Consider the following 22,228-nt stretch of genomic DNA (forward strand, 5'->3'; position numbering starts at 1 on the left):
ACAATGATCAAGCAGGAGGTGTTTGGTAATGCCGGATTGGATAGAAATTCTTTTGCGTTCATTATTCTTTTTAATTGTTCTTTTTGTGATCACAAAAGTGTTAGGAAAAAAACAATTGTCCCAGCTCTCCTTTTTTGAATATGTAACGGGCATAACCATTGGTAATGTTGGGGCAGAATTAGCTACGAAAGTGGAGGGCAATATTATACATGGTGTACTGTCCATTCTCGTTTTTGCCATAGCACCCTTCATTGCAGGTTCAATATCCTTAAAAAGTAAAACGTTCCGTGATCTTGTGGAAGGAAAAGCATCGGTTTTCATCAAAGATGGGAAAGTCATGGAAGATAATTTAAAAAAAGAGAAATACACCATTGATGAATTGTTAGGATTGCTCCGAAAAAAGGATGTCTTCGATATCTCTGAAGTTGAGTTTGCCTTATTGGAAGCCAACGGGGATTTTTCCGTAATGTTAAAGAAGCAAAATCAACCTATAACAGCTAAGGACCTTAACCTGCCAGTGGCTGCAGTAAAGGAGCCACAAACCATCATTATGGACGGCGGCATACTCGATGAACCACTTTCCACGATTGGACTGAACCGAAATTGGCTTCATACTGAACTGGATAAGTTGGGGGTAATCCTCGAGAATGTTTTTCTTGCTCAAGCTAATTCTAACGGAGAATTAACTGTGGACCTTTTTGATGATAAACTTAAAGTTCCTTCTCCTCAAGAAAAACCTCTTATGCTCGCTACCTTGAAAAAATGCCAAGCGGATTTAGAGTTGTTTGCACTTGGAACGGAATCAAAGGAAGCGAAAGAGATGTTTAGCAAAAATAGCGAAAAACTTCAAAAGGCAATAGATGACGTAGCCCATATCTTAAGGAACTGATCACTATATTCAATCCCTCACTTTCATAAGCGAAGTGATCAGTCCAATGATGATAATCGTCACACATGAAAAAAGAAAAATTTCGATACCTAATGTGAATGCTGCAGCTGAAATGATTAGTGTATCTATGACGATAATCGCCAATGCAATATCCATGGAGGTGGATTTTGAGATGATTTTGGCTAACATATCCGTCCCCCCGCTGCTTGTCTCATATCGAAGCATAAGACCTATGCCCATCCCTATGATGGCACCTCCAATCAAAGAGCTAGTTAGTATCGAAATGGAAAAGACCTTTTTCAATGGATTTAGACAATCCATAAAAAGGGATGTTAAAAGCAATCCGTGAACACTGCTATAGAAAAAAGGCCGTTCATAGTACCACGCATATAAAAATATAGGAATACTAAGGATCAACATGGATAGCCCCGTTTGAAATCCAAAGAAATAATGAAGGATGAGTGCAATCCCAATAACGCCGCCATCTATTAAATGATGAGGAACTAAAAAACAATTGATTCCAATGCCCACCAAAAAGCTACCAACAATTACAGCCACCGCTTTTTGAAAATTAATAAAATCACCTTGCCTCCCAATCATATATTCCTTAATATATGTCCAAGTCAGAGCGTCAAGAATATACATGCAAAAAAAAATCTCCCTCCCTTTACACCAATTTAACGACGTGCAAAAGGACCCGGTCATTTAGACCGGGCCCACGTTTGTAGACAGAAAACGTATCTTTCATCAAAATGATGTTTCCGAACCAACTGACCCAAAGCAATACTCCAACCTCTTCAGGCATAGTTTCTTTCCATCTAAATTTCATAACAAAGTTGATGGAGAGTGTGGCGCGAGACTTGCGGTAAAAGCCCCAGAAATCAACGTTCAAATTGTACAAGCCAGAAAACCGGTCATTTAAGACCGGGCCCAGCTCCATTATTTCAATTCTAATAACACTACATTTTCAACATGTGTCGTCATTGGGAACATATCGACAGGTTGGATATCAACTGCTTTATATCCGCCTTCTTCCAAGAAATGAAGATCACGCGCTAGAGTGCCTGGGTTGCATGATACGTATACGACTTTGGTAGGTTTCATCTCGATGATCGTATTCAGAAGGGATTCTTCACAACCTTTACGAGGCGGATCCACAACGATGACATCCGCAGTGTTGCCCTTTTGATACCATTCAGCAATAACGTTACCTGCATCGCCAACCATGAATTCTGCATTTGAGATTTCATTCAATTCAGCGTTGCGGCGTGCGTCTTCTATCGCTTCTTCGACCACTTCGACTCCGATTACTTTTTTCGCTTTTTTAGCTAAAAATAAAGAGATGGTTCCAATGCCGCAATAGGCATCTATCACCGTTTCTTCACCCGTCAGCCCAGCATAGTCAAGAGCTTTATCATATAGGACTTTCGTTTGGTCTGGATTGATTTGGTAGAAGGATTTTGCTGAAATCGCAAATTTCACATCACCGATCATATCATGGATCACTTCGTCGCCCCATAGTAAAGTCATTTTATCGCCTAAGATAACATTCGTTTTCTTGGAATTCACGTTTTGGACGATGGATTTAACTTGCGGAAGACGTTCAACGATTTCCTTCACGATGCTTTCAATGAAAGGGATACTATTCGTTCTTGTCACGAGAACAATCATTAATTCGTCTGTTTGCTTGCCATAACGGGCCATGATGTGCCGCAATACACCTTTATGTGTCTCTTCATTGTAAGCAGGGATACCAAGTTTACCGAAAATCTCTTTAACGACTTGAACGGCTTCATTGATCACTTCACTTTGGATGATGCTTTCTTTCGTTTCAACAATTTCATGTGTCCGCGGTTTGAAGAACCCTGCTATTAGCTTGCCATCCTTTTCACCAACAGGCACTTGAGCTTTATTGCGATAATGGGTTGGATTCTCCATCCCGATGATCGGGTGAACCTTTACATCCTCAAGTTTCCCGATGCGTGTCATCACTTCGCGTACTTGCTTTTCCTTGAATTCCAACTGTCCTTCATAGCTCATGTGCTGCAGCTGACAACCACCGTATTTATGGTAGTCTTCGGTCGTGACCTCAACCCGGTATGGACTGTTTTCGATAATCTCCATCAAGCGTCCGAAGCCATAACCCTTATTGGCCTTCATCACTTTAATTTTTGCTTTTTCACCAGGAAGGGCGCTCTGAACAAAGATTGGGTAGCCATCGACCTTAGCGACGCCAGCCCCTTCATGTGTTAAATCTTCAAATAAAACCTCTATAATATCATTTTTAGCAACTGGTGCTGTTTTTTTCATATCATCTTCTCTTTTCTTTTTTATGCTAGCCTGTATTTTACCACAATAGAGGCCTTGCCACAAAACCACTCACCAATTTACCCTGGTTTTCATAAAAATATAGTGGAAGGAATTACGGATTTTTCATAGTTCCATGAATAAAAGTTAAATAAAAAAAGAAAAATAAGGAAAAACAGATGAGGTGAGAAAATGGGTTTATTTAACTCTATATCAGCCTGGAATGCTACAAGGTTAGAAAAACATCGAGCAAGTATGGAGCAAAAAGGACTCTGTCCGGATTGTTACGGACGCGGATACAGCTCCTTCGTACCTACGGAATATCATTTTTCCGATATACACGACTGTCCCGGCTGTAATGGCTCCGGAGATTACGCTGATTGGGCAGCCATGAATGGGCAGCAAATGTAATTGCATCCAGTGCCAAATTTCAAATAACTAAAAAGGACCCCCTGTTAAACAGGAGGTTCTTCTATTTCCTTTACCATATAGCGAAATTCATGGCCGCTAATCGAAATGGTTTTCATTTCTATATATCCTAATCTGCTATAGAGACGATTCGCCCCTTCATTTTCATTTTCAACGACTAATGAAACCCTTGGATACCCCATTTTTTTAGCGTATCCCTCAACATATTGAATCAGTTCACTACCAATTCCTTTTCCTTGAAAATTTGGGTCAACGGATACTGTATCCAAATAAAAGTCTTTCATTTCCGCTTCCTTGTCGAGTGTAACGCTCGGGTCTTTCATTTTCATCCTTAATTGTTTCACTATCGGTTCGTCCAAGCTTTCGGCATCCTTGCCATGGTAAGCAATGATCAATCCAGATACTTGTCCATCATGTTCACTGACGAAGGTATTTTCATAACTGATCCGATTTCCGCTTTTCCTGAACAAATCGGCAAGAACGGAAAGTACTCTTTCCTCTTCCGTTTCACCTGTCAAAACCTCTGCAATTTCCTTAATCGCTAACCGGGTCAATATGGCTGACTTTTCCGCATCTTCCGGTGTCGCTTTCCTGATATACATGTTTGCAATTCTCCTTGCTTCATTAAACTGAAAAGGCCACCAGATGCAGTGGCCTTTTCACCCTATTTATTTTCCGGATCATCCGGCAGTATTCCTTGCGGGATGAATACATCAAAATGGCGGTACTGATTTACGAATTCAGCTGGGGCCATCCCGCCAAATTCCCCATCCAAGTTAAGCATCATGTCGTTTTTGGCCTGGACTTTAATTCGATTGGCTTTTTCATAAATGACGTTTTTATCATGGATATGTTCACCGCGCATTGCCAATGTTGCGACACGGACAATATCAGCGAGGTTCGCCTTTTTCAAAATAAGCAACGTGAACATACCATCATTCAGAGAGGCGTCAGGAGCCAGTTTCTCGAAGCCGCCTACCGAATTCGTGTTAGCCACCAAGAAAAGCATGATCTCTCCTTCAAAAAGCTTTCCATCATATTCAATAGAAACTTCCGTCGGTTTAATTGAAGGAAGCATTTCAATTCCTTTAATATAGTACGCTAGCTGACCAAGCATGGTTTTCAGCTTGATCGGCACGTCGTAGGTCAATTCGGTCAATCTGCCCCCGCCAGCAATATTGATGAAATACTTATCGTTCATTTTCCCAATATCGATCGGCATCGTATGCCCACCGGCAATAATTTCGGCTGCCCCTTCGATTGACTTCGGTAAATGCAGCGCCCGCGCGAAATCATTGGTTGTTCCCGTCGGAATGATTCCTAGTTTCGGACGTTTCTCTGCAGTGGCCAGTCCATTAACAACCTCATAAATCGTACCGTCGCCCCCTGCTGCAATAACTATATCATAGCCGCGTTCAATCGCGATCTTAGCCGCTTTCGTCGCATCCCCAGCACCGGTCGTTGCATGTGCAGAAGCTTCATAACCAGCTTCTTCAAGTTTCGCTAGCACACCTGGCAGGCTCTTCTTAATGGCTTCCCGGCCCGAAGTCGGGTTGTAAATCAACCTTGCTCTTTTCATTTCCCATCATCCTTATACATATTGATTCCATAATTTACATCTTAATCCTTCGTTACATGAAAAGCAATATTCGAAAAAAAGAGGACCGTATTTCGGTCCATATCTTTTGCATTTTACTAGAAATCTTATCAGGGAAAATTATAATGCTTTTTACAATTTTATTCTAGTAAATGATTTCAATCATGGATATTGAACTTTCACGTTAAATGTATCGGTAACCGTTAAAGTATGTTTCCCTTTTCCAATATTGAATATCCCATTCTTTTTAACAGCGCCTTGTTCACTTGTTTCTTCTTTCACTTCAGTCATCTTCCAGCCATTCTCAGGTCCTTCAAGTTCCTCGGCCCCTCTGGCATCTATCTTGATATCACTATTATCCTGAAGGAATACACTTAGATTTCCGCTGTCCTTCACACTCCAGTCATTCAAAAGCTTTCTTGGCTTCAGAACAAGATCTGTTCTTTTACCGTCTATCTCCATGGCCAATCCAGCAGGGATTATAAGAGTTGCCTTAAGATTCATTGTACCACTGTCCAAAAGTCCACTTTGAATCGGCAAATCCTTGAAGCTTATATAAAGCGTATCACCATTTCTCTCAACGAGTAAATAATCTTCCGCCTTGTTCAACAACGAATCATCATCTTCCATTACCCGCTCACCATATGTTCCAAAAATGGAAACTTCCTCGCCCTTACCACTTTCAATTGTCAATGGGTATGGGCCAGGGTCCAGGACAACTCTCTGTATGTCTTTCCCTGCCTTTTGATTGAAACCAGGCAAATTGACCGTTTTCTCTTCACTATTCACGGCAGCCCTAACTTGATCCATCAATCCGCTTGATGTCAGCAGAATTAAAACGATCCCAGTCGTTCCAAGCAATCCCACGAAAAGAATGCTAAGAATATCATACTTTACAAAAGAACTTTCTTTTCTGGAAAAATATATATAGAAGAGAATCTCTGCACCCAAGATATTGAACAGCAATGGCCACCATGATAGCAGAATCGTCGTCAAATTCATATCCAAAATTTGAGGAACCAGTAAAACGAAACCCAAACCAACCAGGGAGATTCCCATTGAAATCGTTCCGACTCTCCATGTTCTCATTTTGTCTCCTCCTTGACTCTCCCTTTTTTACTTCCCAACAGCAATTTGATTCCCCCGCCTATAAGAAGGATGCATACAAGTCCTTTTTGAAAATAATCTCTAAACCAATATTCCAAGTTGCTTCCAATCCATTCATCCAAATGAGGAGCAATGGCCGGGACGATTATATTACTAGCCAGAAAATAGATTCCAAGTCCCATTAACCCCAATCCTACCCATTTTTGGTGATTGACCATTCCCGAAATGATGGGGATATCTTCTACTGGACCCTCTTCCATTTTCGAGGCTTTTTGCAATCCATCAAAAAAACTATAAAACCAGATAATCGGAATAAGGAAAAAGAAGAAACCTAATCGGAGTAAATCCAATATGTAAATGGCGAATAAAAAGCCGGCCATCAATTGAATCCCACGTTTTTGCAGCCCCAAATATAAGTGTCCCGCACCAGGGAAAATAGCGAATAAAGTCGCGACCGATTTACTCTTCTTCCCGGATTCCCGCCTCTCCTCGAAATCTTCCAAAACGGTCCGATCGATAAGCTCCTCACCTCTTTGCTTTTTATTGAGCTGTTGAACAGAATCAAAAAAGCTGTAAATCCAGATAACAGGCAATAGTGCCATGAATATTAACAGACCTTCCATTTGTGTCATCACACTGATGAAGATCACCATGATGCCAAGGCCCAAAAAGCCGATGAGAAAAATGAGTCCCCGATTCATGAGGCCCAGCTGAAAGTGCCCTAACCCTGGAACGAATGAAAGGATGATTACATAAAATCTTTCCGCCTCCGGCTGATCTGCCATTCCCTCTACATCCTCTTCACTTTTAGGCTTCCTCAGTGAGGTGACCACCAAATCAAATATACTGATGAAATAAAACATCATTCCAATAATGGAAAAAGCAAGAAACGCATCAGATTGACTGATCAACGAAAGAAAAAGACCTCCAAGCCCCAATCCAACTGTGGCAAGAAAATAAAATAACCCTTTATATTTCCTTCGTAGGTAAAAATGTCCGAAACCTGGCAAAAATGATAATAAAAAGGCTAATACCGGACTTTTATTCATTTCTAAATCCCTCCTTATTTTTCTTTTCGATAGAGTCCATCCAATTAAATGTTTTATCAATAAGTCCATCGGTTAAGGACTGCTTTTCCTTTTCGCTGCTTGATTCGACAGAATCCACATATTCTGTCAATGATTGAAATACTCCGCCTGCCATTAATAAAATCGTAAACCCGGCCGCGATCAAGTAATGTCTTGTGATCGTCCGAAGTGATTTCTCTTTTCTGTGTTGCTTGGCCTCTTCAACAGAGTCGCCTTTCAGTCGGCTAATCGATTCCATGACAGGACCTGCAATATCAAACCCCTCAATGTCCAGACTGTTTTCTTCTTTTTCCATTGCTTCCATATAGGCGGACAAACACTTGTCACAGGAGTATAGATGATTTTCATATTCAATTTTTAGAGCCTCTGGTATTTCATCTGCCAAATATGCAACCCATTCTGCTTCAGGAACATGATTCATGAAAAATCCTCCTCTTTCCAATGTTTTCTCATCCAATTTCTTGCCCGATATAGCTTTACCTCTACAGATTTCACTTGAATCTGATGTTCCTCTGCAATTTGCTTGAATGTCTTTTCCTTTATGTAATAGCCATATACAACGTCCCGGTATCCCTCTGGAAGGTCATTCAGCTTCCGTATTACTTGCATTCGCCTTTCATTCCGAAAAAATACTGCCTCGACATCATCAGTTAAGCCCAAATTAGCTTCCGATGAATGTTCGTCCTGCAATTCTTCCTTTTGGCGTTCCCTCTTTCTCTTTAAATCGATTGCATGATTGACCGCAATTCGGGTAATCCAAGTTTTAAAACCTTGGTTCTTATATTGAGGAAGAGAAGTATAGATTTTGATAAAGACTTCCTGGGTAACATCTTCAGCATCCTTTTGATTCCGCAAGACGGAATGGACGGTTCTATAAATCGTCTGTTTATAAGTTTCAATCAACATTCGGAATGCATGATCATTCCCAGCCCTTACCTTCTCAACTAACTCATCCGTCACTTCTCTTCCTCCTTTCCTGTTAAACTTTCATGTAATAGACGACACAAAAAGGAGTTACCCCTACAGATAACTCAAAAAAAACCAAAAATTTTTTTCCCGCTTGTTATTTTTCTCAGAGATCTCTTTCCTTAATCAAGAGAAAACCGTACCACTTTAAAAGTGATACGGTCAATATTAACGTTTATTGATTTCTTCCACCAAAATTTTATTAACAAGCTGTGGATTGGCTTGTCCTTTTGTCGCCTTCATGATCTGTCCGACAAGGAAGCCGATTGCTTTTTGTTTACCGGCCTTAAAATCTTCAATCGATTGCGGGTTATTATTCAATGCTTCTTCAACGGCTGTAAGCAATGCGCCTTCATCGGAAATTTGGACTAGTCCCTTCTCCTTGACGATCGTTTCAGCATCCCCTCCGTTTTCAATCAATTCTTTGAAAACTTTTTTAGCGATTTTAGAAGAAATCGTGCCATCTTCAATAAGCTTGATCATTCCAGCCAACGATTCAGCAGTCAATTTGACATCATGTAGCTCTTTGCCTTCTGCATTCAAGAAAGCGGAAACCTCACCCATGATCCAGTTAGATGCTAGTTTTGCATCAGCGCCCGAAGCGACTGTCGCTTCAAAGAAATCAGCACTTTCTTTCGTTACCGTTAAAACGGCTGCATCATATTCCGGTAAGCCAAATTCTTCGACATAGCGTTTTTTCCGTGCATCCGGAAGTTCCGGAATCTCGGCAGCAATACGCGCTTTCCATTCTTCATCGATATGGATTGTCAATAAATCCGGTTCCGGGAAGTAACGGTAATCATCGGAGCCTTCCTTAATTCGCATTAGTACCGTTCTGCCTGTAGCTTCGTCGAACCGGCGAGTTTCCTGTTCGATTATGCCGCCTTCATTCAAGATTTCCGCTTGTCGGATTTCTTCATGCTCCAACCCTTTACGAACGAAGTTGAATGAGTTCAGGTTTTTCAATTCGGTTTTCGTACCAAATTCTTTTTGGCCGACAGGTTTCAAGGAAATGTTAGCATCACAGCGAAGTGAGCCTTCTTCCATTTTACAATCGGAAACGCCGGTGTATTGAATGATGGATTTCAACTTTTCCAGATAAGCATAAGCTTCTTCCGGTGAAGTGATATCCGGTTCGGATACGATTTCAACAAGAGGCGTACCTTGGCGGTTATAATCACACAGTGAATAGTTCCCTTTATGTGTCAGCTTTCCAGCATCCTCTTCCATATGAATGCGGGTAATGCCAATTTTCTTTTTCTTGCCGCCCACTTCGATTTCAATCCAACCATGCTCACCGATCGGTTGATCGAACTGTGAAATTTGGTATGCTTTAGGATTGTCCGGGTAAAAATAGTTTTTCCGGTCGAATTTCGTAATTTCCGCCACTTCGCAATTCAGGGCAATTGCAGCCTTCATTGCAAAATCAACAGCCTTTTTATTGACGACAGGCAATACACCTGGGTAACCTAGGTCAATTACAGTCGTGTTACTATTTGGAGCGGCACCAAAATGATTTGGGCTCGCTGAGAAAATTTTAGAATCCGTTTTTAATTCTACGTGTACTTCTAGACCAATCACCGTTTCAAAGTCCATTATTTTCACCCCTTACAGCTTAGGAAATTGTTTATGAAAATCTGTTGCTTGCTCAAATGCGTGAGCCGCGCGATAAATCGTGCTTTCATCAAAATGCTTCCCAATCATTTGCAGTCCAAGCGGCAGCCCATTCGCTGCGAATCCACATGGTACGGATATACCTGGTACACCAGCAAGATTGACTGGAATCGTCAAGATATCATTCGCATACATCGTTAATGGATCGTCGACTTTTTCACCAATTTTAAATGCAGACGTAGGTGTAGTCGGCCCAACGATGACATCGTATTTTTCAAAAACATCTTCAAAGTCTTTTTTGATTAATGTACGTACTTTTTGAGCCTTTTTATAATAAGCATCATAATAACCGGAACTTAAGGAGAACGTTCCAAGCATGATACGGCGTTTCACTTCGTCACCGAATCCTTCTGCACGGGTTTGCTTATACATTTCTATAAGAGTTTCTGCATTATCTGTACGATGTCCGTAACGCACTCCGTCAAAACGTGAAAGGTTAGCCGATGCTTCCGATGAAGATAGCAGATAATAGGCAGCTAAAGCATACTTGGAATGCGGCAAGGATACCTCTTCCCATTCAGCTCCAAGTCCCTCTAATACTTTTAACGCTTCAAGTACGGAATTACGTGCTTCTTCGCCAACGCCTTCACCAAGGTATTCTTTAGGCACAGCTATTTTCAATCCTCTAACATCGCCTGTTAATGAATTCACAAAATTCGGCACATCAACATTAGCAGAGGTCGAATCCATTGAATCTACACCTGAAATCGCTTCAAGCAAATAAGCGTTATCTTCAACCGTTCTTGTAACCGGCCCAATTTGGTCCAATGAAGACGCAAATGCTACAAGTCCGAATCGGGAAACCCGTCCATATGTAGGTTTTAAGCCTACAACTCCACAATATGCCGCTGGTTGGCGGATCGATCCACCCGTATCGGAACCTAAAGAGAATAGGACTTCACCAGAAGCGACAGATGCAGCTGAACCACCCGAAGAACCGCCTGGCACATATTCCAGGTTCCAAGGGTTGCGTGTTGCCTGAAATGCGGAGTTCTCATTAGAAGAACCCATCGCAAACTCATCCATATTCAATTTCCCGATCGTAACCGTTTCTGCCTTCTGTAGCTTTTGAACAACGGTTGCATCATAGATTGGATCAAAGTTCTCCAAAATTTTGCTCGCACAAGTCGTACGCAAATTTTTAGTGACAATATTATCCTTCACTCCGATTGGCATACCAAATAAAGCGCCTTCGTTCTCGCCTTTTACCAATTGATCATCCAATCGTTTTGCTTGATTGCGGGCGTTTTCTTCATCAAGTGTCAAAAATGCCTTCACCTTGTCCTCTACTTGTCCGATTCGCTTATACGATTCGTTAACAAGATCAGTGACACTTATCTCTTTCTTATGTAAGCGTTCATGAAGCTCAGAAACCTTTTGTTCGAACAACGACATCATTGTCCCTCCTTATTCAATTATTGATGGTACACGGATATATCCATCTTTGCTATCCGGTGCATTTTTAACTACTTCTTCTACTGGCAATCCCGGTTTTGCGACATCTTCGCGCATAACATTCTTCATATCCAAAACGTGAGAAGTCGGGTTTACTTGATCCGTATCAAGCTCATTCAACTGCTCTGCGAATGAAATCATTTGGTCAAGCTGATGCTGAAACTGTTGTGCTTCTTCTTCCGTAATGGCCAAACGAGCCAAATGGGCAACGTGTTTAACTTGTTCCATAGAAATACGTGACATTCTCTTCACCTCCGAAAAAATATCAAAATCGACTGAATTCCGTCGCTTTTCTCCATATAATCATCGTTTAAATCATATCAAACTATTACACAGTAAAGCAACAAGAGATACATTGTCGAAATTCAATTATTTCATAAGGAAAAAGAGATATTTTCCGGGAAATATGGGAAAGTTGCCGAAATTTCCGGGGAAATGAAAATAAGGCCTTTAAAATCCGACAATTTTTCCCTTTTTAAAGAATTTGCTTCCTGAGATGGAAGGGTTTACTTTCTACTATATATTTTTGTTTCTGGGTTAAAGGTTATTTTGAATTTCACAAGAAATAGATTCCAATTTTAAAGTGGATCACAAAAAAGATGAAGCCGGTAAGCTTCATCTTTTTTCATTCGTATATATGCACGGTTGGTTCGTCCTGATTTGCTTCACGGACTATGAGCGCTTCAGGTCCATTTACAGAGGTAATGGATACCTGTACGGCAATATAGTTCGGGAAACGTTCCATTACAAGCCCAGCAACATATTGGGTAAAGCCGATCGCTTCCGAGTTCCCATAAAATTGAATGGGGATATCGATGTTCAGACTTTGCAATTGATCATCCATATAGAACGCCCTGCCGATGACTCCATTAAAGTTAGGGAAATATTCTTCGACATCTTCTTTAAAGTTCGTGAAAGTATTGACGTCATCACGGTATTTTTTTTCAGCACCGGCAGAAGGAAATAGGAAATACTCTTCGTCCAAGTTCGTCCATTTTCCAATATTGTTAGAGTTTTTATCGATATTTGTATAGGAAATGAAATTCCCAGGGACTACTGAAGATTTTTCATTTTGCTCGAATAAGGCAATCGTAATCGGAACATTTTTCAGCTTGTCCTTTTTACGCAGCCTTTTTAAGACTTCTGCAGCAATTTTCTCCCCTTCTTGCTTTAGCTTTTTACTATCGATTTTATTTTCATAGGTGGCACCGTATGCCTCTTTTTGATAGTAATGCACTGAATTCAGCGCAAGACCTATTACAACTCCGCCTAGGCTCACTGAATTATCTTTTGTTTTTACCAAGTAATTATGTTCTAAAATATGGGCAAGATAGATCGGATTTTCTTCATTCCGCTTATCAATGTCACCTTTACCTGGATCAACCGGATTCAAGCCAAGATTCTTTGAGGCTTTCATGTCCTTTTCTTTCAACTGACTATCGGTATATTTTCTGTTCAGCCAGGAAGATATCTCGGAACTATCTAGTATTTGCCCCTCTTGAAACAGGTAATCTTCCGGGTCGAATTGGGTTTGGGCCAACCGCATCAATCCATTTTCGAATTCTTCAATGTCATATCGGGTATTTAGATTGGATACGACCAAACCGCGTGCTTTTGATGGTTCAAACGGTAGGATTGTTTGATAATATTCTTCCGAAATTTTATACTTCGGAATAATTGCCGTTTCTTTTTTGTCTTTGGAGTCTTGAACTACCTCTTGCTTATCCTCAAAACTAGGCGCACATCCAGCAAGAAGCAGTATAAGAATCATCCCCAAAATAGAGTGTTTCCTCATAGCTACACCTCTTATTTATTTAGTTCCTCAATCAGTCTCTCTTCATCCCATACCATGACGCCTAGGCTTTCAGCTTTTGCCAGTTTGGAACCGGCATCTTCGCCAGCTACGACCAAATCGGTTTTCTTGCTGACACTTCCAGCAACGTTAGCTCCTAGCGCCTCTAATTTCTCTTTTGCTTCGTTACGTGTTAGCTTATGCAGTTTACCCGTTAAAACGACTGTTTTACCGGAAAAAACGGAGTCGATATCTTCAATAGCAACAGCTCTTGGCCCTTTGAAAGTAAGATTTACACCGGCTGCATCCAACTCATTCAGTAATGCATGGACTTCTTCCAATTCAAAATAAGCAACGATGGAATCGGCCATCTTATCACCTATTTCATTAATGGCCGTTAGTTCTTCACGGCTCGCCATGCTTAATGCTTCCATCGTCCCGAATTCCCTCGCAAGCGTCTTGGCCGCTTTTGAACCAACATGGCGAATGCCCAGCCCGAATAGTAATTTTTCCAACGAGTTGGTTTTCGAAGCTTCGATTGCTTGAAGAAGTTTATTGACGGATTTATCCCCCATCCTTTCCAAAGCAATCAGTTGATCGTATGTAAGCTTATAAATATCAGCCACATCTTGTATGAGTTCTTCTTTAAACAACAAGCTAATCACTTTTTCACCAAGACTGTCTATATTCATTGCTGTGCGGGAAACAAAGTGAATCAAGCCTTCCCGTATTTGTGCAGGACACTTCGGGTTGATGCAGCGTAAAGCAACCTCCCCGTCCAGCCGAACAAGTTCACTGCTGCATTCCGGACACTCAGTCGGCATCTGGAACTCGACTTCTTCCCCTGTACGGCGCTCTGCCAGTACATTGACCACTTCTGGAATGATATCACCGGCTTTTTTCACGACCACTTGATCTCCGATTCTGATGTCCTTTTCACGGATTAAGTCTTCGTTATGAAGTGAAGCTCGCTGAACAGTCGTACCCGCTACCCTAACGGGATCCAAAACGGCGGTCGGGGTCAATACACCCGTACGGCCAACATTGAGCTCGATATCCCTTAGGGTTGTAATGACTTCTTCAGCTGGGAATTTATAAGCAATGGCCCATCGCGGACTTTTTGCAGTAAAACCTAATTCATCCTGCTGTTCAAGGGAATCCACCTTTACGACAATTCCATCAATATCATAGGCTAAGTTTGGACGGTGTTCCGTCCATTCTACTATATAAGCCAGTACTTCCTCTATATTCGAGCATGTTTTTCTTTCCCGATTCGTCTTAAACCCGAGCCTATCCAATAAATCCAAACCCTCACTGTGGGAACGGACCCCTGTTTCCCCGAAATCGGCAATCGCATAAAGGAAAATATCCAAGTTCCGTTTTGCAGCAAGTTTTGGATCAAGCTGCCTTAACGAACCGGCAGCTGCATTTCGTGGGTTTGCAAATGGTTCCTCACCGCGTTCTTCCTTAGCCTTATTTAATGATTCGAATGATTTTTTTGGCATGAAGGCCTCACCGCGCACTTCTATGGCAACCGGCTCCCGCAACTTTAATGGAATCGACTTGATCGTTTTCAAATTAGCGGTAATATCTTCACCGATCGTTCCATCTCCACGGGTTGCCCCTCTTACGAAATATCCATTCTCATATTGAAGAGTGACGGCAAGTCCATCAATTTTCAATTCACATACATAGGAAAAATCGTCACCTACAGATTGTCTGACCTTTCTGTCAAAATCCCGTAAGTCACTTACATTGAAGGCATTGCCTAAACTAAGCATCGGTGTGGTATGCTCCACTTTTTCAAACATATCCAAAATGGCGCCACCGACCCGTTGTGTCGGTGAGTCCGCCGTTTGCAGTTCCGGAAATTTCTCCTCATACTCAATAAGTTCACGGAGTAGCCGATCATATTCAGCATCAGGTACTGATGGCTGGTCCATCACATAATATTCATAGCTGTATTGGTTCAATAACGTTTGCAGTTCCAGAACTTTCTTCTCTGCAGCTTGTAAGTCCATACGTTCAATCCTTTCTAAAGAAGACTCCACCGCACTTCTTTTAGAAGAGCGGTGTCTAAAGTCAGATATCCCTATTCTTTACCAGTAGAAGCATATTAATAGCTTATGCTTTTTCAACTGGTGCAAATTTCGCCAATAGGCGTTTGATGCCGATTGGACTTGGAAAGGCAATATCCAGTTCCTTCCCTTCGCCTTCCCCTTTTACGCTCACCACTGTTCCTATCCCCCATTTTTTATGGGATGCACGGTCGCCGACAGCCCAGCCGATCTCTTCACCGCCCGTTGCGGATGGTGCAGAAACAGCTCTGCCAAAGGCAGGCACTTTTCTTGTGGAAGCTGTTGAAGGAGATCCGGTTCTCGAAGAACTGAAAGGTGTTTGCCTAGCCCTTGGAGCCGGTTTCGGTTTTAGATCTTCAAGAAGTTCCTCTGGTATTTCACTGATAAAACGTGAAACTGGATTCATGCTCGTCCGTCCATACAATGTCCGCATTTGGGCATTGCTTATAAATAGTTCATTTTCAGCCCTTGTAATTCCCACATAAGCCAGACGGCGTTCTTCTTCCATCTCCTCTTCATCCATAAGCGAGCGGCTGTGAGGGAAAACCCCTTCTTCAAGGCCCAATAGAAAGACCACCGGATATTCAAGTCCCTTGGCTGAATGCAGCGTCATCAACGTTACCATATTTGTAGCTTCTTCGGAATTCTCATCAAGTTGGTCTATATCGGCAACCAACGCCAGGTCAGTCAAAAAGCCCACCAATGATTTGTCCTCGCTGTTACTTTCGAATGCTTTAGTAACAGATAAAAACTCATCTATGTTTTCAAGCCTGCTTTGTGATTCAATCGTTTTCTCTGCCTGCAGCATCTCACGGTAACCGGTTTTCTTAATGACTTCCTCCACCAGTTCCGTCACGGATAGGTACTCCTGCTGATTTGTATAGTTGGTGATCAGCGTATGGAATTCCCTTGCCGCTTTGGTAGCCTTCCCGCTTATCCCCACCATTTCCACAGATTCGAGTGCTTTATAAATGGAAACATCATATTGATCTGCATAATCTGCCACTTTGTCCATTGAAGTTGCACCAATTCCGCGTTTTGGTACATTGATTACACGGCGGAGACTGATGTCATCATCAGGATTCGCAATAAGGCGAAGATAGGCAAGTAAATCCTTAATCTCTTTACGGTCATAGAACTTGGTTCCCCCGACTATTGCATAATTTATATTGGATTTAAGCAGAACTTCCTCCATGACACGTGATTGTGCATTTGTTCTGTAAAGTATTGCTATATCGGAATATTTCCTGCTGCCGCCCTGAACTAACTCATTTATCTTTCCGGCTACAAATTGCGCTTCCCCTTGTTCATTGTCTGCACGGTAATAGAATAACTTATTGCCATCTGCATTCTCGGTCCAAAGATTTTTCGGCTTACGGTTTTGATTGTTACCGATGACCTTATTCGCCGCTGCAAGAATCTTTTTCGTCGAGCGGTAATTCTGTTCAAGGAAAATCATGTTGGCATTCGGATAATCCTTTTCAAATGAAAGGATATTCGCAATATCCGCACCGCGCCAACGATAGATCGATTGATCGGAATCCCCGACAACACAGAGATTACGGAAGCGTGAAGCCAGTAGTTTAACAAGCATGTATTGAGCCCTGTTCGTATCTTGGTACTCATCAACATGAATGTATTGAAATTTACGCTGATAATATTCAAGCACCTCAGGTACGAGCTGGAACAATTGAATCGTCATCATGATCAAATCATCGAAATCAAGCGCTGAATTTTTACGCAGCCGTTTTTGATACTCCGTATATACATCGGCAGTTACTTTAGTGAAGTAATCAGACGCCGTCTTCAGGTACTCTTCCGGCCCGACCAATTCATTTTTCGCTGAACTGATGCTACCCAAAATGGCACGGTAATCATATTTCTTTGTATCCATATTACGATCTTTCATGATTTGTTTTATGACCGATTGCTGATCCGTCGTATCCAATATCGAGAAGTTCCTATTAAATCCGATACGGTCGATATCTCTTCGTAAAATGCGGACACACATCGAGTGGAAAGTTGAAATCCAGATATCTTCGGATGCACCGCCAAGTATGGCACGGATCCTCTCCTTCATCTCACGTGCCGCTTTGTTGGTGAACGTGATTGCGAGGATGTTCCAAGGCGCTATTTCCTTCTCGACCATCAAGTAAGCTATTCGGTGAGTCAGCACACGCGTCTTTCCACTTCCTGCCCCAGCCATGATTAAAAGTGGGCCATCAGTTGATTTAACTGCTTTTTGTTGCTGTTCATTCAAACCTATTAGTAATTTTTCCGCTAAATATTGCATTATCACACCACCTATACGAACATTCGTTTCTGTTTTAGTATACTATATTTATTACATGATTTCATTTAACTGCCGAAACTGTTGCAAGTGCCACTTTCAAATCTTCATAAATCACATTGCCGACAACGATGACATCCGCAATCTTAGACATTTCTTTGGCCTGTTCAACCGATTTTATCCCACCGCCATAGAATAGTACGGTATCCTCCAAACTTTCTTTGGCCGCTTCCACCATCTGGACATCGCCATAATCACCGCTGTATTCCAAATAAAAAATCGGCAGGTTGAACATCTTTTCTGCCATCATCGCGTATGCACCCACATCATCCATATCCAAATCGGTATTGGCTTTCGTCAATTGGGCCGCCTTGCACTCTGGATTCAGAATACAGTACCCTTCAACGAAAATTTCATCCCAATTCAAAAGGTATCCGTATTCCTTGACTGCTTGCTGATGCAGTTTCATCATCCAATCCGGGTTGGTGCTATTCAGGACACTCGGAATGAAATATAAATCAAACCCTGGGGTCACCGTTTCAACAGAAGAAATTTCCATCACACATGGAACGGTATATCGTCTGACACGTGCCATTAAATGAAGCACATTCTCAAGCGTGATTCCATCAGTTCCCCCGACCATGATTGCATCAGTACCGGATTCACAGACTTTCTCAAGGGCATCATCACTTATTTCTTTATTTGGATCGAGTTTGAAAACATGCTTCCACTCGCGAAAATCGTACATTATAATCCTCCAATCACACTTCCCATTACACCATTATAGCATTAAGATTTTTCATTAAAAAAGAGAAGTATCGATAAAATGTTATTACCAAATGGAACCTCAGAATCTAAATTCCAATATAACACGGATACGGCTGAAAGACAGCCGGCAAAGAGAGTGATGGACCCCCAAAATAAAAAGCCGGGAAATGAATTCCTCGGCTTTTTATTATAATCGATAGAATTAAGATTCAGTTGTTTCCTCAACGTTATCCTTAATACGGTTAAGTGCCATAGAATAAGCATCATTTCCATAATTCAAGCAGCGTTTGACCCTGGAAATCGTAGCCGTGCTTGCACCCGTTTCCGTTTCGATTTTATGATAGGTTTTACCTTCTTCAAGCATGCGGGCTACTTCAAGACGCTGTGCCAGTGATGATATTTCATTGACTGTGCATAAATCATCAAAAAATCGATAGCATTCGTCCAAATCACGCAAGGAAAGGATCGACTTAAACAGCTGATCAGTTTCTTTTCCCCTTAACTTATCAATTTGCATGTTACTCCCCCTCAATTTCATGGGTATCAAAATGTGACGTCTCCTACTAAACCAGGTTCATCCGGAATAATATTGACCCAGGTTTTCCCTGGAATCAACCCTACTTCTTCATCGTTTTTCACTGGTATAATCCGACCATCCTTATTAACCCATTCTACTTCATTCGCTTTTCCTTTTTGAAGTAAATAACCTTTTCCGCCACTTTTCAAGTCGATTTTACGACGCCCTTTATCGTCAATCACTTGATGAGCAGCCTCAATGATCAATATATTATCCAGTAAAATAGGTGTATTCGATTTATGTTCGACTGTTTGCTCTCCATTCGAATAACGTTTATATTTCTCTTCCGTGGCTTCGTATTCATACTGTATATCATACTCGTCTGATCCGTAGGAAATTTCGGTTTTCAATGCCGGTTCCCCTTGAAGGCCAGCCTCCTCTTCCTTTGTCAGGAAAGTATAAGGCTCCGGTGCACCATTCAACTCATATCCCTTTTCCTCCGCGCCTTTTTGGATATCATCAAAGGAGGTGTAGGAATTATGAGGTGCTTTTCGATCTGCCGAACGTTGAAACAAAGTACCATCATAATATAATCCGTTCAAGTTATCAATATACCCTTTGTCCAGCATGGTTTTTGCCTCGGGGCTATTCCCATGGCACACATAGATGCAATCCAGGCCTTTAGCCAATTCGATATAATAGTCCCTTGCACTCCGAATCGGACCGATTTGGCTTGGCATTTCACTTTGGAAGATAGCTAAAAATCTGGTTATGTCACCTTCTGCGAGCATTTCGTAGACGACATCGGCTTCTGAGAGGCCCGATTGTGGGCGTGCTTCCGGATGATTATTAATCATCACTGCTGCAGCCCTTTGCTCACTGCCTTCATCGGTGGCTATACCCGTAAGTGGAAACTTATTGGAAGGTTCATTTTTCACATCTGTATTTTTGATGACAGCCTGGTCTTTCGGCTTACTGTCATCCGTCGCAGGATCTTCTTTCGTCGAACAGCCTGCCAGCAGTAAAATAGCAATAACGATGAAAAGAACTCTCTTTAAATTCATCTTTCCACTCCTCTGATTTATTAGCCATTTCTTCTCTTATATTTTAACGCATTATAGTGGGAAAGAGTATAGTTTTATTCATAACATCATATACTCCCCGCTGGGTTAGCCTTATATATGGCAGATGGGTTGTCGAAAAGAATGAAAGGGTGTACACAGGATCGGCGAAGCGATAACCCCTCTCACGCAGCAAAGTTTTCAATTCATTTTCCTCTTCAATCAGTTCAGGAACTTCTTTGGTGGACATGACTCCCTTTAATTTCAGAGGAAGTTCATGAATCACCTTTCCGTGTTCCGTTAAAACGATTCCACCGCCAATCTCCTTCAGCCGGTTAAATGCCAAATGCATATCCTTTTTCCTTTTACCGATTAGTATGATATCACCTGTATTTGTATAAGAGCCAGCAAAGCCACACAATTTATCCGCAAACCCTTTTAATATCGTATTGATGCGCCATTTCCCTTCCCGATCAATAAGCATGAAAAAGCATTCATCATCCTCAAAGTTCAGTTCTTCATGCCCAACATCATTGGCAAGGGAGTACGGTTTAGTAATTACATTATTGACCAATTCAATCCCAAACGGCATGGAAAATTCAAAATCTTCCTTTAAACTAAGCTCCCAATCAAGATCAAGTGGTTTAAAATCGAAATCACTCCATTCGATTTCCTGTTTATCCGGAATGATTTCACCATCCCTTTTAACCCATTTACCTTTTGCCATTACCGAAACCGGTGCAGGTTCCTTTACATCGGTCAGGAAGTTGATGTTCGCTACCCTTCCAGTGGCAATATTGCCATGAAGGTACTCAATGTTATAATATCGTGCAATGTTGATAGTTGCCATATTGTATGCATCGATGACCGGAACGCCATTCTCTATCGCTATTTTAATCAAGCAGTCTATGAAACCACCTTCATAAAAGGATGGCGGCGATCCATCTGTCGTATAAAAGAATTTGTCATAATGATCAATGCCCAGTTCATGGATTTCCTTGATCATCTTTGGAAGATCCGGCCGGATCGAAGAATGTCTTAACGATACATAATAGCCCTGCAGCAAGCGCGACATGACTTCATCACCTGTCATTGCCTCATGATCACAATCGGCGCCGAACAAGGTCATTTTTGCTAAAGTCTTCTCTGAAGCACCTGGAAAGTGTCCTTCTATTTTCTTCCTCATTCGCTTGGCTTCCTGAATCCAGTGCAACATCATGTCATCACCATCGAGAAGCTTCGGCCATCCAGTCAGTTCCCCGCCCTGTAATACGGCATCATGCTCCAGCCATGATTTAACGGCCCCATGGGAAAAGACCATATCTTCATCGATCAATTCCGTTTGTCCGTCAAAACGGCTCCACCAATACATTGTTACAGGAATGTTACGTAATTCTTTCAAAAGAGAAAACGCTTTCTTTTTATCCAACTGCAATAGAAACGGCAAGTTATCATTGATCAATGTCGTTGTGCCAAAATGAGATGCATAACGTGAAAAAGAAAGGGGATTATATAATTGAGAAGGGTGTGAATGCGGCTCAATATAACCCGGGACTAAGTACTGGTTTGTACAGTCTACCATTTCACAGCGGTCTATATTATCAGGAAGCTTATCGCCAACATATATGATGCGATCATCATATATCCATATATTCGCTTTTACCCATTTTCGTAAAGCCTGATTTAAATAAGTCGTATTTTTAAGCAGAATGTGTGGTGCCCTATTGCCATCCAGCACATCTATATGTTCTCTTAGATGCTTATTTTTCCATCTATAGCGCTGTTCAAGCATTAAACATTCCCCCATAATTTTTTAGAAACAGTCGTATGAAAAAACCATTTTCAATCCAATTTTATTTCATAGTAACATACTTGCCTCATTAGAACAGTAATGTTATCCAGAATATTGTTAAATTTTTGTGAAGGGATGGACTTTAAATGAAGTTTAAACAAAATATCAGTATAATAAATGCGTTAATGCGAATTACCTGTGGTTTTACACTTCTAACATGGGCAATGGCTAAAATGGTTAAAAAACCATGGAAAAATCAATCTTATCTATTCGTGGTCATGCTTTCCGCCATGAAAATAGGCGAAGGCATTCTCCGCTATTGTCCTGTCGTCGATGCAATGGAAAACGGACAAAGCTTTATGAAAAACGAATCAAAACAGGAAAATGAATCCAACCAACCTGATTCATATTAAGTTTT

Annotated in this window: 21 protein-coding genes; 3 read left to right on the top strand and 18 right to left on the bottom strand. The window is 41.5% G+C overall.

Annotated elements, in window-relative coordinates; all coding sequences use genetic code 11:
- The first annotated feature begins 28 nt into the window (after window positions 1-28).
- Entirely contained in the window at window positions 29-889 is an 861-nt protein-coding gene (locus tag QFZ73_RS08930; RefSeq protein WP_307265439.1) for a DUF421 domain-containing protein, read from the top strand.
- A gap of 9 nt (window positions 890-898) precedes the next feature.
- On the opposite strand, the gene QFZ73_RS08935 is transcribed toward QFZ73_RS08930, so the two are convergent.
- Window positions 899-1,534: a YitT family protein gene (locus QFZ73_RS08935; protein WP_307265442.1), complete on the bottom strand. Its 636-nt coding sequence runs from the start codon at window positions 1,532-1,534 to the stop codon at window positions 899-901.
- Between the two features lie 294 nt (window positions 1,535-1,828).
- On the bottom strand, window positions 1,829-3,199 hold the full coding sequence (gene rlmD, locus QFZ73_RS08940) for a 23S rRNA (uracil(1939)-C(5))-methyltransferase RlmD (protein ID WP_307265445.1): 1,371 nt from the start codon (window positions 3,197-3,199) through the stop codon (window positions 1,829-1,831).
- Between the two features lie 189 nt (window positions 3,200-3,388).
- On the opposite strand from rlmD, the gene QFZ73_RS08945 reads away from it, so the two are divergent.
- The gene (locus tag QFZ73_RS08945; protein ID WP_251432193.1) at window positions 3,389-3,607 is read left to right on the top strand and encodes a methionine aminopeptidase; all 219 of its coding nucleotides are present in this window, start codon (window positions 3,389-3,391) and stop codon (window positions 3,605-3,607) included.
- 44 nt (window positions 3,608-3,651) lie between these two features.
- Here QFZ73_RS08945 and QFZ73_RS08950 read toward each other — a convergent pair whose 3' ends face one another.
- The 16 genes from QFZ73_RS08950 to QFZ73_RS09025 all read right to left on the bottom strand — a co-directional run bounded on the left by QFZ73_RS08950 (window position 3,652) and on the right by QFZ73_RS09025 (window position 21,810).
- Window positions 3,652-4,227 carry a GNAT family N-acetyltransferase gene (locus QFZ73_RS08950; protein ID WP_251432196.1) on the bottom strand — a complete coding sequence of 192 codons (576 nt, stop codon included), beginning with the start codon at window positions 4,225-4,227 and terminating at the stop codon, window positions 3,652-3,654.
- 62 nt (window positions 4,228-4,289) lie between these two features.
- Window positions 4,290-5,204, bottom strand: coding sequence for a diacylglycerol kinase (locus QFZ73_RS08955; RefSeq protein ID WP_251432197.1), 915 nt, complete (start codon window positions 5,202-5,204; stop codon window positions 4,290-4,292).
- A 180-nt stretch (window positions 5,205-5,384) separates the two neighbouring features.
- Window positions 5,385-6,311 carry a hypothetical protein gene (locus QFZ73_RS08960; protein ID WP_307265452.1) on the bottom strand — a complete coding sequence of 309 codons (927 nt, stop codon included), beginning with the start codon at window positions 6,309-6,311 and terminating at the stop codon, window positions 5,385-5,387.
- Window positions 6,308-7,378: a hypothetical protein gene (locus tag QFZ73_RS08965; RefSeq protein ID WP_307265455.1), complete on the bottom strand. Its 1,071-nt coding sequence runs from the start codon at window positions 7,376-7,378 to the stop codon at window positions 6,308-6,310. Before QFZ73_RS08965 ends, QFZ73_RS08960 begins: the two co-directional genes overlap by 4 nt.
- On the bottom strand, window positions 7,371-7,838 hold the full coding sequence (locus QFZ73_RS08970; RefSeq protein ID WP_307265458.1) for a hypothetical protein: 468 nt from the start codon (window positions 7,836-7,838) through the stop codon (window positions 7,371-7,373). Before QFZ73_RS08970 ends, QFZ73_RS08965 begins: the two co-directional genes overlap by 8 nt.
- Window positions 7,835-8,377 (bottom strand): sigma-70 family RNA polymerase sigma factor, encoded by a 543-nt coding sequence (locus QFZ73_RS08975; RefSeq protein ID WP_307265461.1) that lies wholly within the window; start codon window positions 8,375-8,377, stop codon window positions 7,835-7,837. The genes QFZ73_RS08970 and QFZ73_RS08975 overlap by 4 nt, the downstream gene beginning before the upstream one ends.
- A 174-nt stretch (window positions 8,378-8,551) precedes the next feature.
- Window positions 8,552-9,979 (bottom strand): Asp-tRNA(Asn)/Glu-tRNA(Gln) amidotransferase subunit GatB, encoded by a 1,428-nt coding sequence (gene gatB, locus QFZ73_RS08980; protein WP_251432209.1) that lies wholly within the window; start codon window positions 9,977-9,979, stop codon window positions 8,552-8,554.
- A 12-nt stretch (window positions 9,980-9,991) separates the two neighbouring features.
- The gene (gene gatA, locus QFZ73_RS08985; RefSeq protein WP_307265466.1) at window positions 9,992-11,452 is read right to left on the bottom strand and encodes an Asp-tRNA(Asn)/Glu-tRNA(Gln) amidotransferase subunit GatA; all 1,461 of its coding nucleotides are present in this window, start codon (window positions 11,450-11,452) and stop codon (window positions 9,992-9,994) included.
- Between the two features lie 12 nt (window positions 11,453-11,464).
- On the bottom strand, window positions 11,465-11,755 hold the full coding sequence (gatC, locus tag QFZ73_RS08990) for an Asp-tRNA(Asn)/Glu-tRNA(Gln) amidotransferase subunit GatC (protein ID WP_137018236.1): 291 nt from the start codon (window positions 11,753-11,755) through the stop codon (window positions 11,465-11,467).
- A gap of 382 nt (window positions 11,756-12,137) precedes the next feature.
- Window positions 12,138-13,307 carry a CamS family sex pheromone protein gene (locus tag QFZ73_RS08995; RefSeq protein ID WP_251432215.1) on the bottom strand — a complete coding sequence of 390 codons (1,170 nt, stop codon included), beginning with the start codon at window positions 13,305-13,307 and terminating at the stop codon, window positions 12,138-12,140.
- 11 nt (window positions 13,308-13,318) lie between these two features.
- Entirely contained in the window at window positions 13,319-15,325 is a 2,007-nt protein-coding gene (gene ligA / locus QFZ73_RS09000; RefSeq protein ID WP_307265476.1) for an NAD-dependent DNA ligase LigA, read from the bottom strand.
- A 103-nt stretch (window positions 15,326-15,428) separates the two neighbouring features.
- Window positions 15,429-17,675 carry a DNA helicase PcrA gene (gene pcrA, locus QFZ73_RS09005; protein WP_305159051.1) on the bottom strand — a complete coding sequence of 749 codons (2,247 nt, stop codon included), beginning with the start codon at window positions 17,673-17,675 and terminating at the stop codon, window positions 15,429-15,431.
- A gap of 61 nt (window positions 17,676-17,736) precedes the next feature.
- A complete protein-coding gene (gene pcrB / locus QFZ73_RS09010) occupies window positions 17,737-18,420 on the bottom strand; it encodes a heptaprenylglyceryl phosphate synthase (RefSeq protein ID WP_251432224.1) in 684 nt (227 codons plus the stop codon).
- Window positions 18,421-18,642: 222 nt separating this feature from the next.
- Window positions 18,643-18,957: a YerC/YecD family TrpR-related protein gene (locus QFZ73_RS09015; protein ID WP_034306094.1), complete on the bottom strand. Its 315-nt coding sequence runs from the start codon at window positions 18,955-18,957 to the stop codon at window positions 18,643-18,645.
- A gap of 26 nt (window positions 18,958-18,983) precedes the next feature.
- Entirely contained in the window at window positions 18,984-20,021 is a 1,038-nt protein-coding gene (locus QFZ73_RS09020) for a DUF3048 domain-containing protein (protein ID WP_307265482.1), read from the bottom strand.
- 43 nt (window positions 20,022-20,064) lie between these two features.
- Window positions 20,065-21,810 (bottom strand): adenine deaminase C-terminal domain-containing protein, encoded by a 1,746-nt coding sequence (locus QFZ73_RS09025; RefSeq protein WP_307265485.1) that lies wholly within the window; start codon window positions 21,808-21,810, stop codon window positions 20,065-20,067.
- Between the two features lie 146 nt (window positions 21,811-21,956).
- On the opposite strand from QFZ73_RS09025, the gene QFZ73_RS09030 reads away from it, so the two are divergent.
- Entirely contained in the window at window positions 21,957-22,223 is a 267-nt protein-coding gene (locus QFZ73_RS09030) for a YgaP-like transmembrane domain (protein WP_251432233.1), read from the top strand.
- The last annotated feature ends 5 nt before the right edge of the window (window positions 22,224-22,228 follow it).

The sequence above is a fragment of the Peribacillus sp. V2I11 genome, from assembly GCF_030817135.1.
Taxonomy (GTDB): Bacteria; Bacillota; Bacilli; order Bacillales; family DSM-1321; genus Peribacillus; species Peribacillus simplex.

Bases quoted from the DNA above. Each gene is read 5' to 3' on its own strand.
- QFZ73_RS08930 (WP_307265439.1), top strand. From the start codon at position 29: ATGCCGGATTGGATAGAAATTCTTTTGCGTTCATTATTCTTTTTAATT.
- QFZ73_RS08935 (WP_307265442.1), bottom strand. From the start codon at position 1,534: ATGTATATTCTTGACGCTCTGACTTGGACATATATTAAGGAATATATG.
- rlmD (WP_307265445.1), bottom strand. From the start codon at position 3,199: ATGAAAAAAACAGCACCAGTTGCTAAAAATGATATTATAGAGGTTTTA.
- QFZ73_RS08945 (WP_251432193.1), top strand. From the start codon at position 3,389: ATGGGTTTATTTAACTCTATATCAGCCTGGAATGCTACAAGGTTAGAA.
- QFZ73_RS08950 (WP_251432196.1), bottom strand. From the start codon at position 4,227: ATGTATATCAGGAAAGCGACACCGGAAGATGCGGAAAAGTCAGCCATA.
- QFZ73_RS08955 (WP_251432197.1), bottom strand. From the start codon at position 5,204: ATGAAAAGAGCAAGGTTGATTTACAACCCGACTTCGGGCCGGGAAGCC.
- QFZ73_RS08960 (WP_307265452.1), bottom strand. From the start codon at position 6,311: ATGAGAACATGGAGAGTCGGAACGATTTCAATGGGAATCTCCCTGGTT.
- QFZ73_RS08965 (WP_307265455.1), bottom strand. From the start codon at position 7,378: ATGAATAAAAGTCCGGTATTAGCCTTTTTATTATCATTTTTGCCAGGT.
- QFZ73_RS08970 (WP_307265458.1), bottom strand. From the start codon at position 7,838: ATGAATCATGTTCCTGAAGCAGAATGGGTTGCATATTTGGCAGATGAA.
- gatB (WP_251432209.1), bottom strand. From the start codon at position 9,979: ATGGACTTTGAAACGGTGATTGGTCTAGAAGTACACGTAGAATTAAAA.
- gatA (WP_307265466.1), bottom strand. From the start codon at position 11,452: ATGTCGTTGTTCGAACAAAAGGTTTCTGAGCTTCATGAACGCTTACAT.
- gatC (WP_137018236.1), bottom strand. From the start codon at position 11,755: ATGTCACGTATTTCTATGGAACAAGTTAAACACGTTGCCCATTTGGCT.
- QFZ73_RS08995 (WP_251432215.1), bottom strand. From the start codon at position 13,307: ATGAGGAAACACTCTATTTTGGGGATGATTCTTATACTGCTTCTTGCT.
- ligA (WP_307265476.1), bottom strand. From the start codon at position 15,325: ATGGACTTACAAGCTGCAGAGAAGAAAGTTCTGGAACTGCAAACGTTA.
- pcrA (WP_305159051.1), bottom strand. From the start codon at position 17,675: ATGCAATATTTAGCGGAAAAATTACTAATAGGTTTGAATGAACAGCAA.
- pcrB (WP_251432224.1), bottom strand. From the start codon at position 18,420: ATGTACGATTTTCGCGAGTGGAAGCATGTTTTCAAACTCGATCCAAAT.
- QFZ73_RS09015 (WP_034306094.1), bottom strand. From the start codon at position 18,957: ATGCAAATTGATAAGTTAAGGGGAAAAGAAACTGATCAGCTGTTTAAG.
- QFZ73_RS09020 (WP_307265482.1), bottom strand. From the start codon at position 20,021: ATGAATTTAAAGAGAGTTCTTTTCATCGTTATTGCTATTTTACTGCTG.
- QFZ73_RS09025 (WP_307265485.1), bottom strand. From the start codon at position 21,810: ATGCTTGAACAGCGCTATAGATGGAAAAATAAGCATCTAAGAGAACAT.
- QFZ73_RS09030 (WP_251432233.1), top strand. From the start codon at position 21,957: ATGAAGTTTAAACAAAATATCAGTATAATAAATGCGTTAATGCGAATT.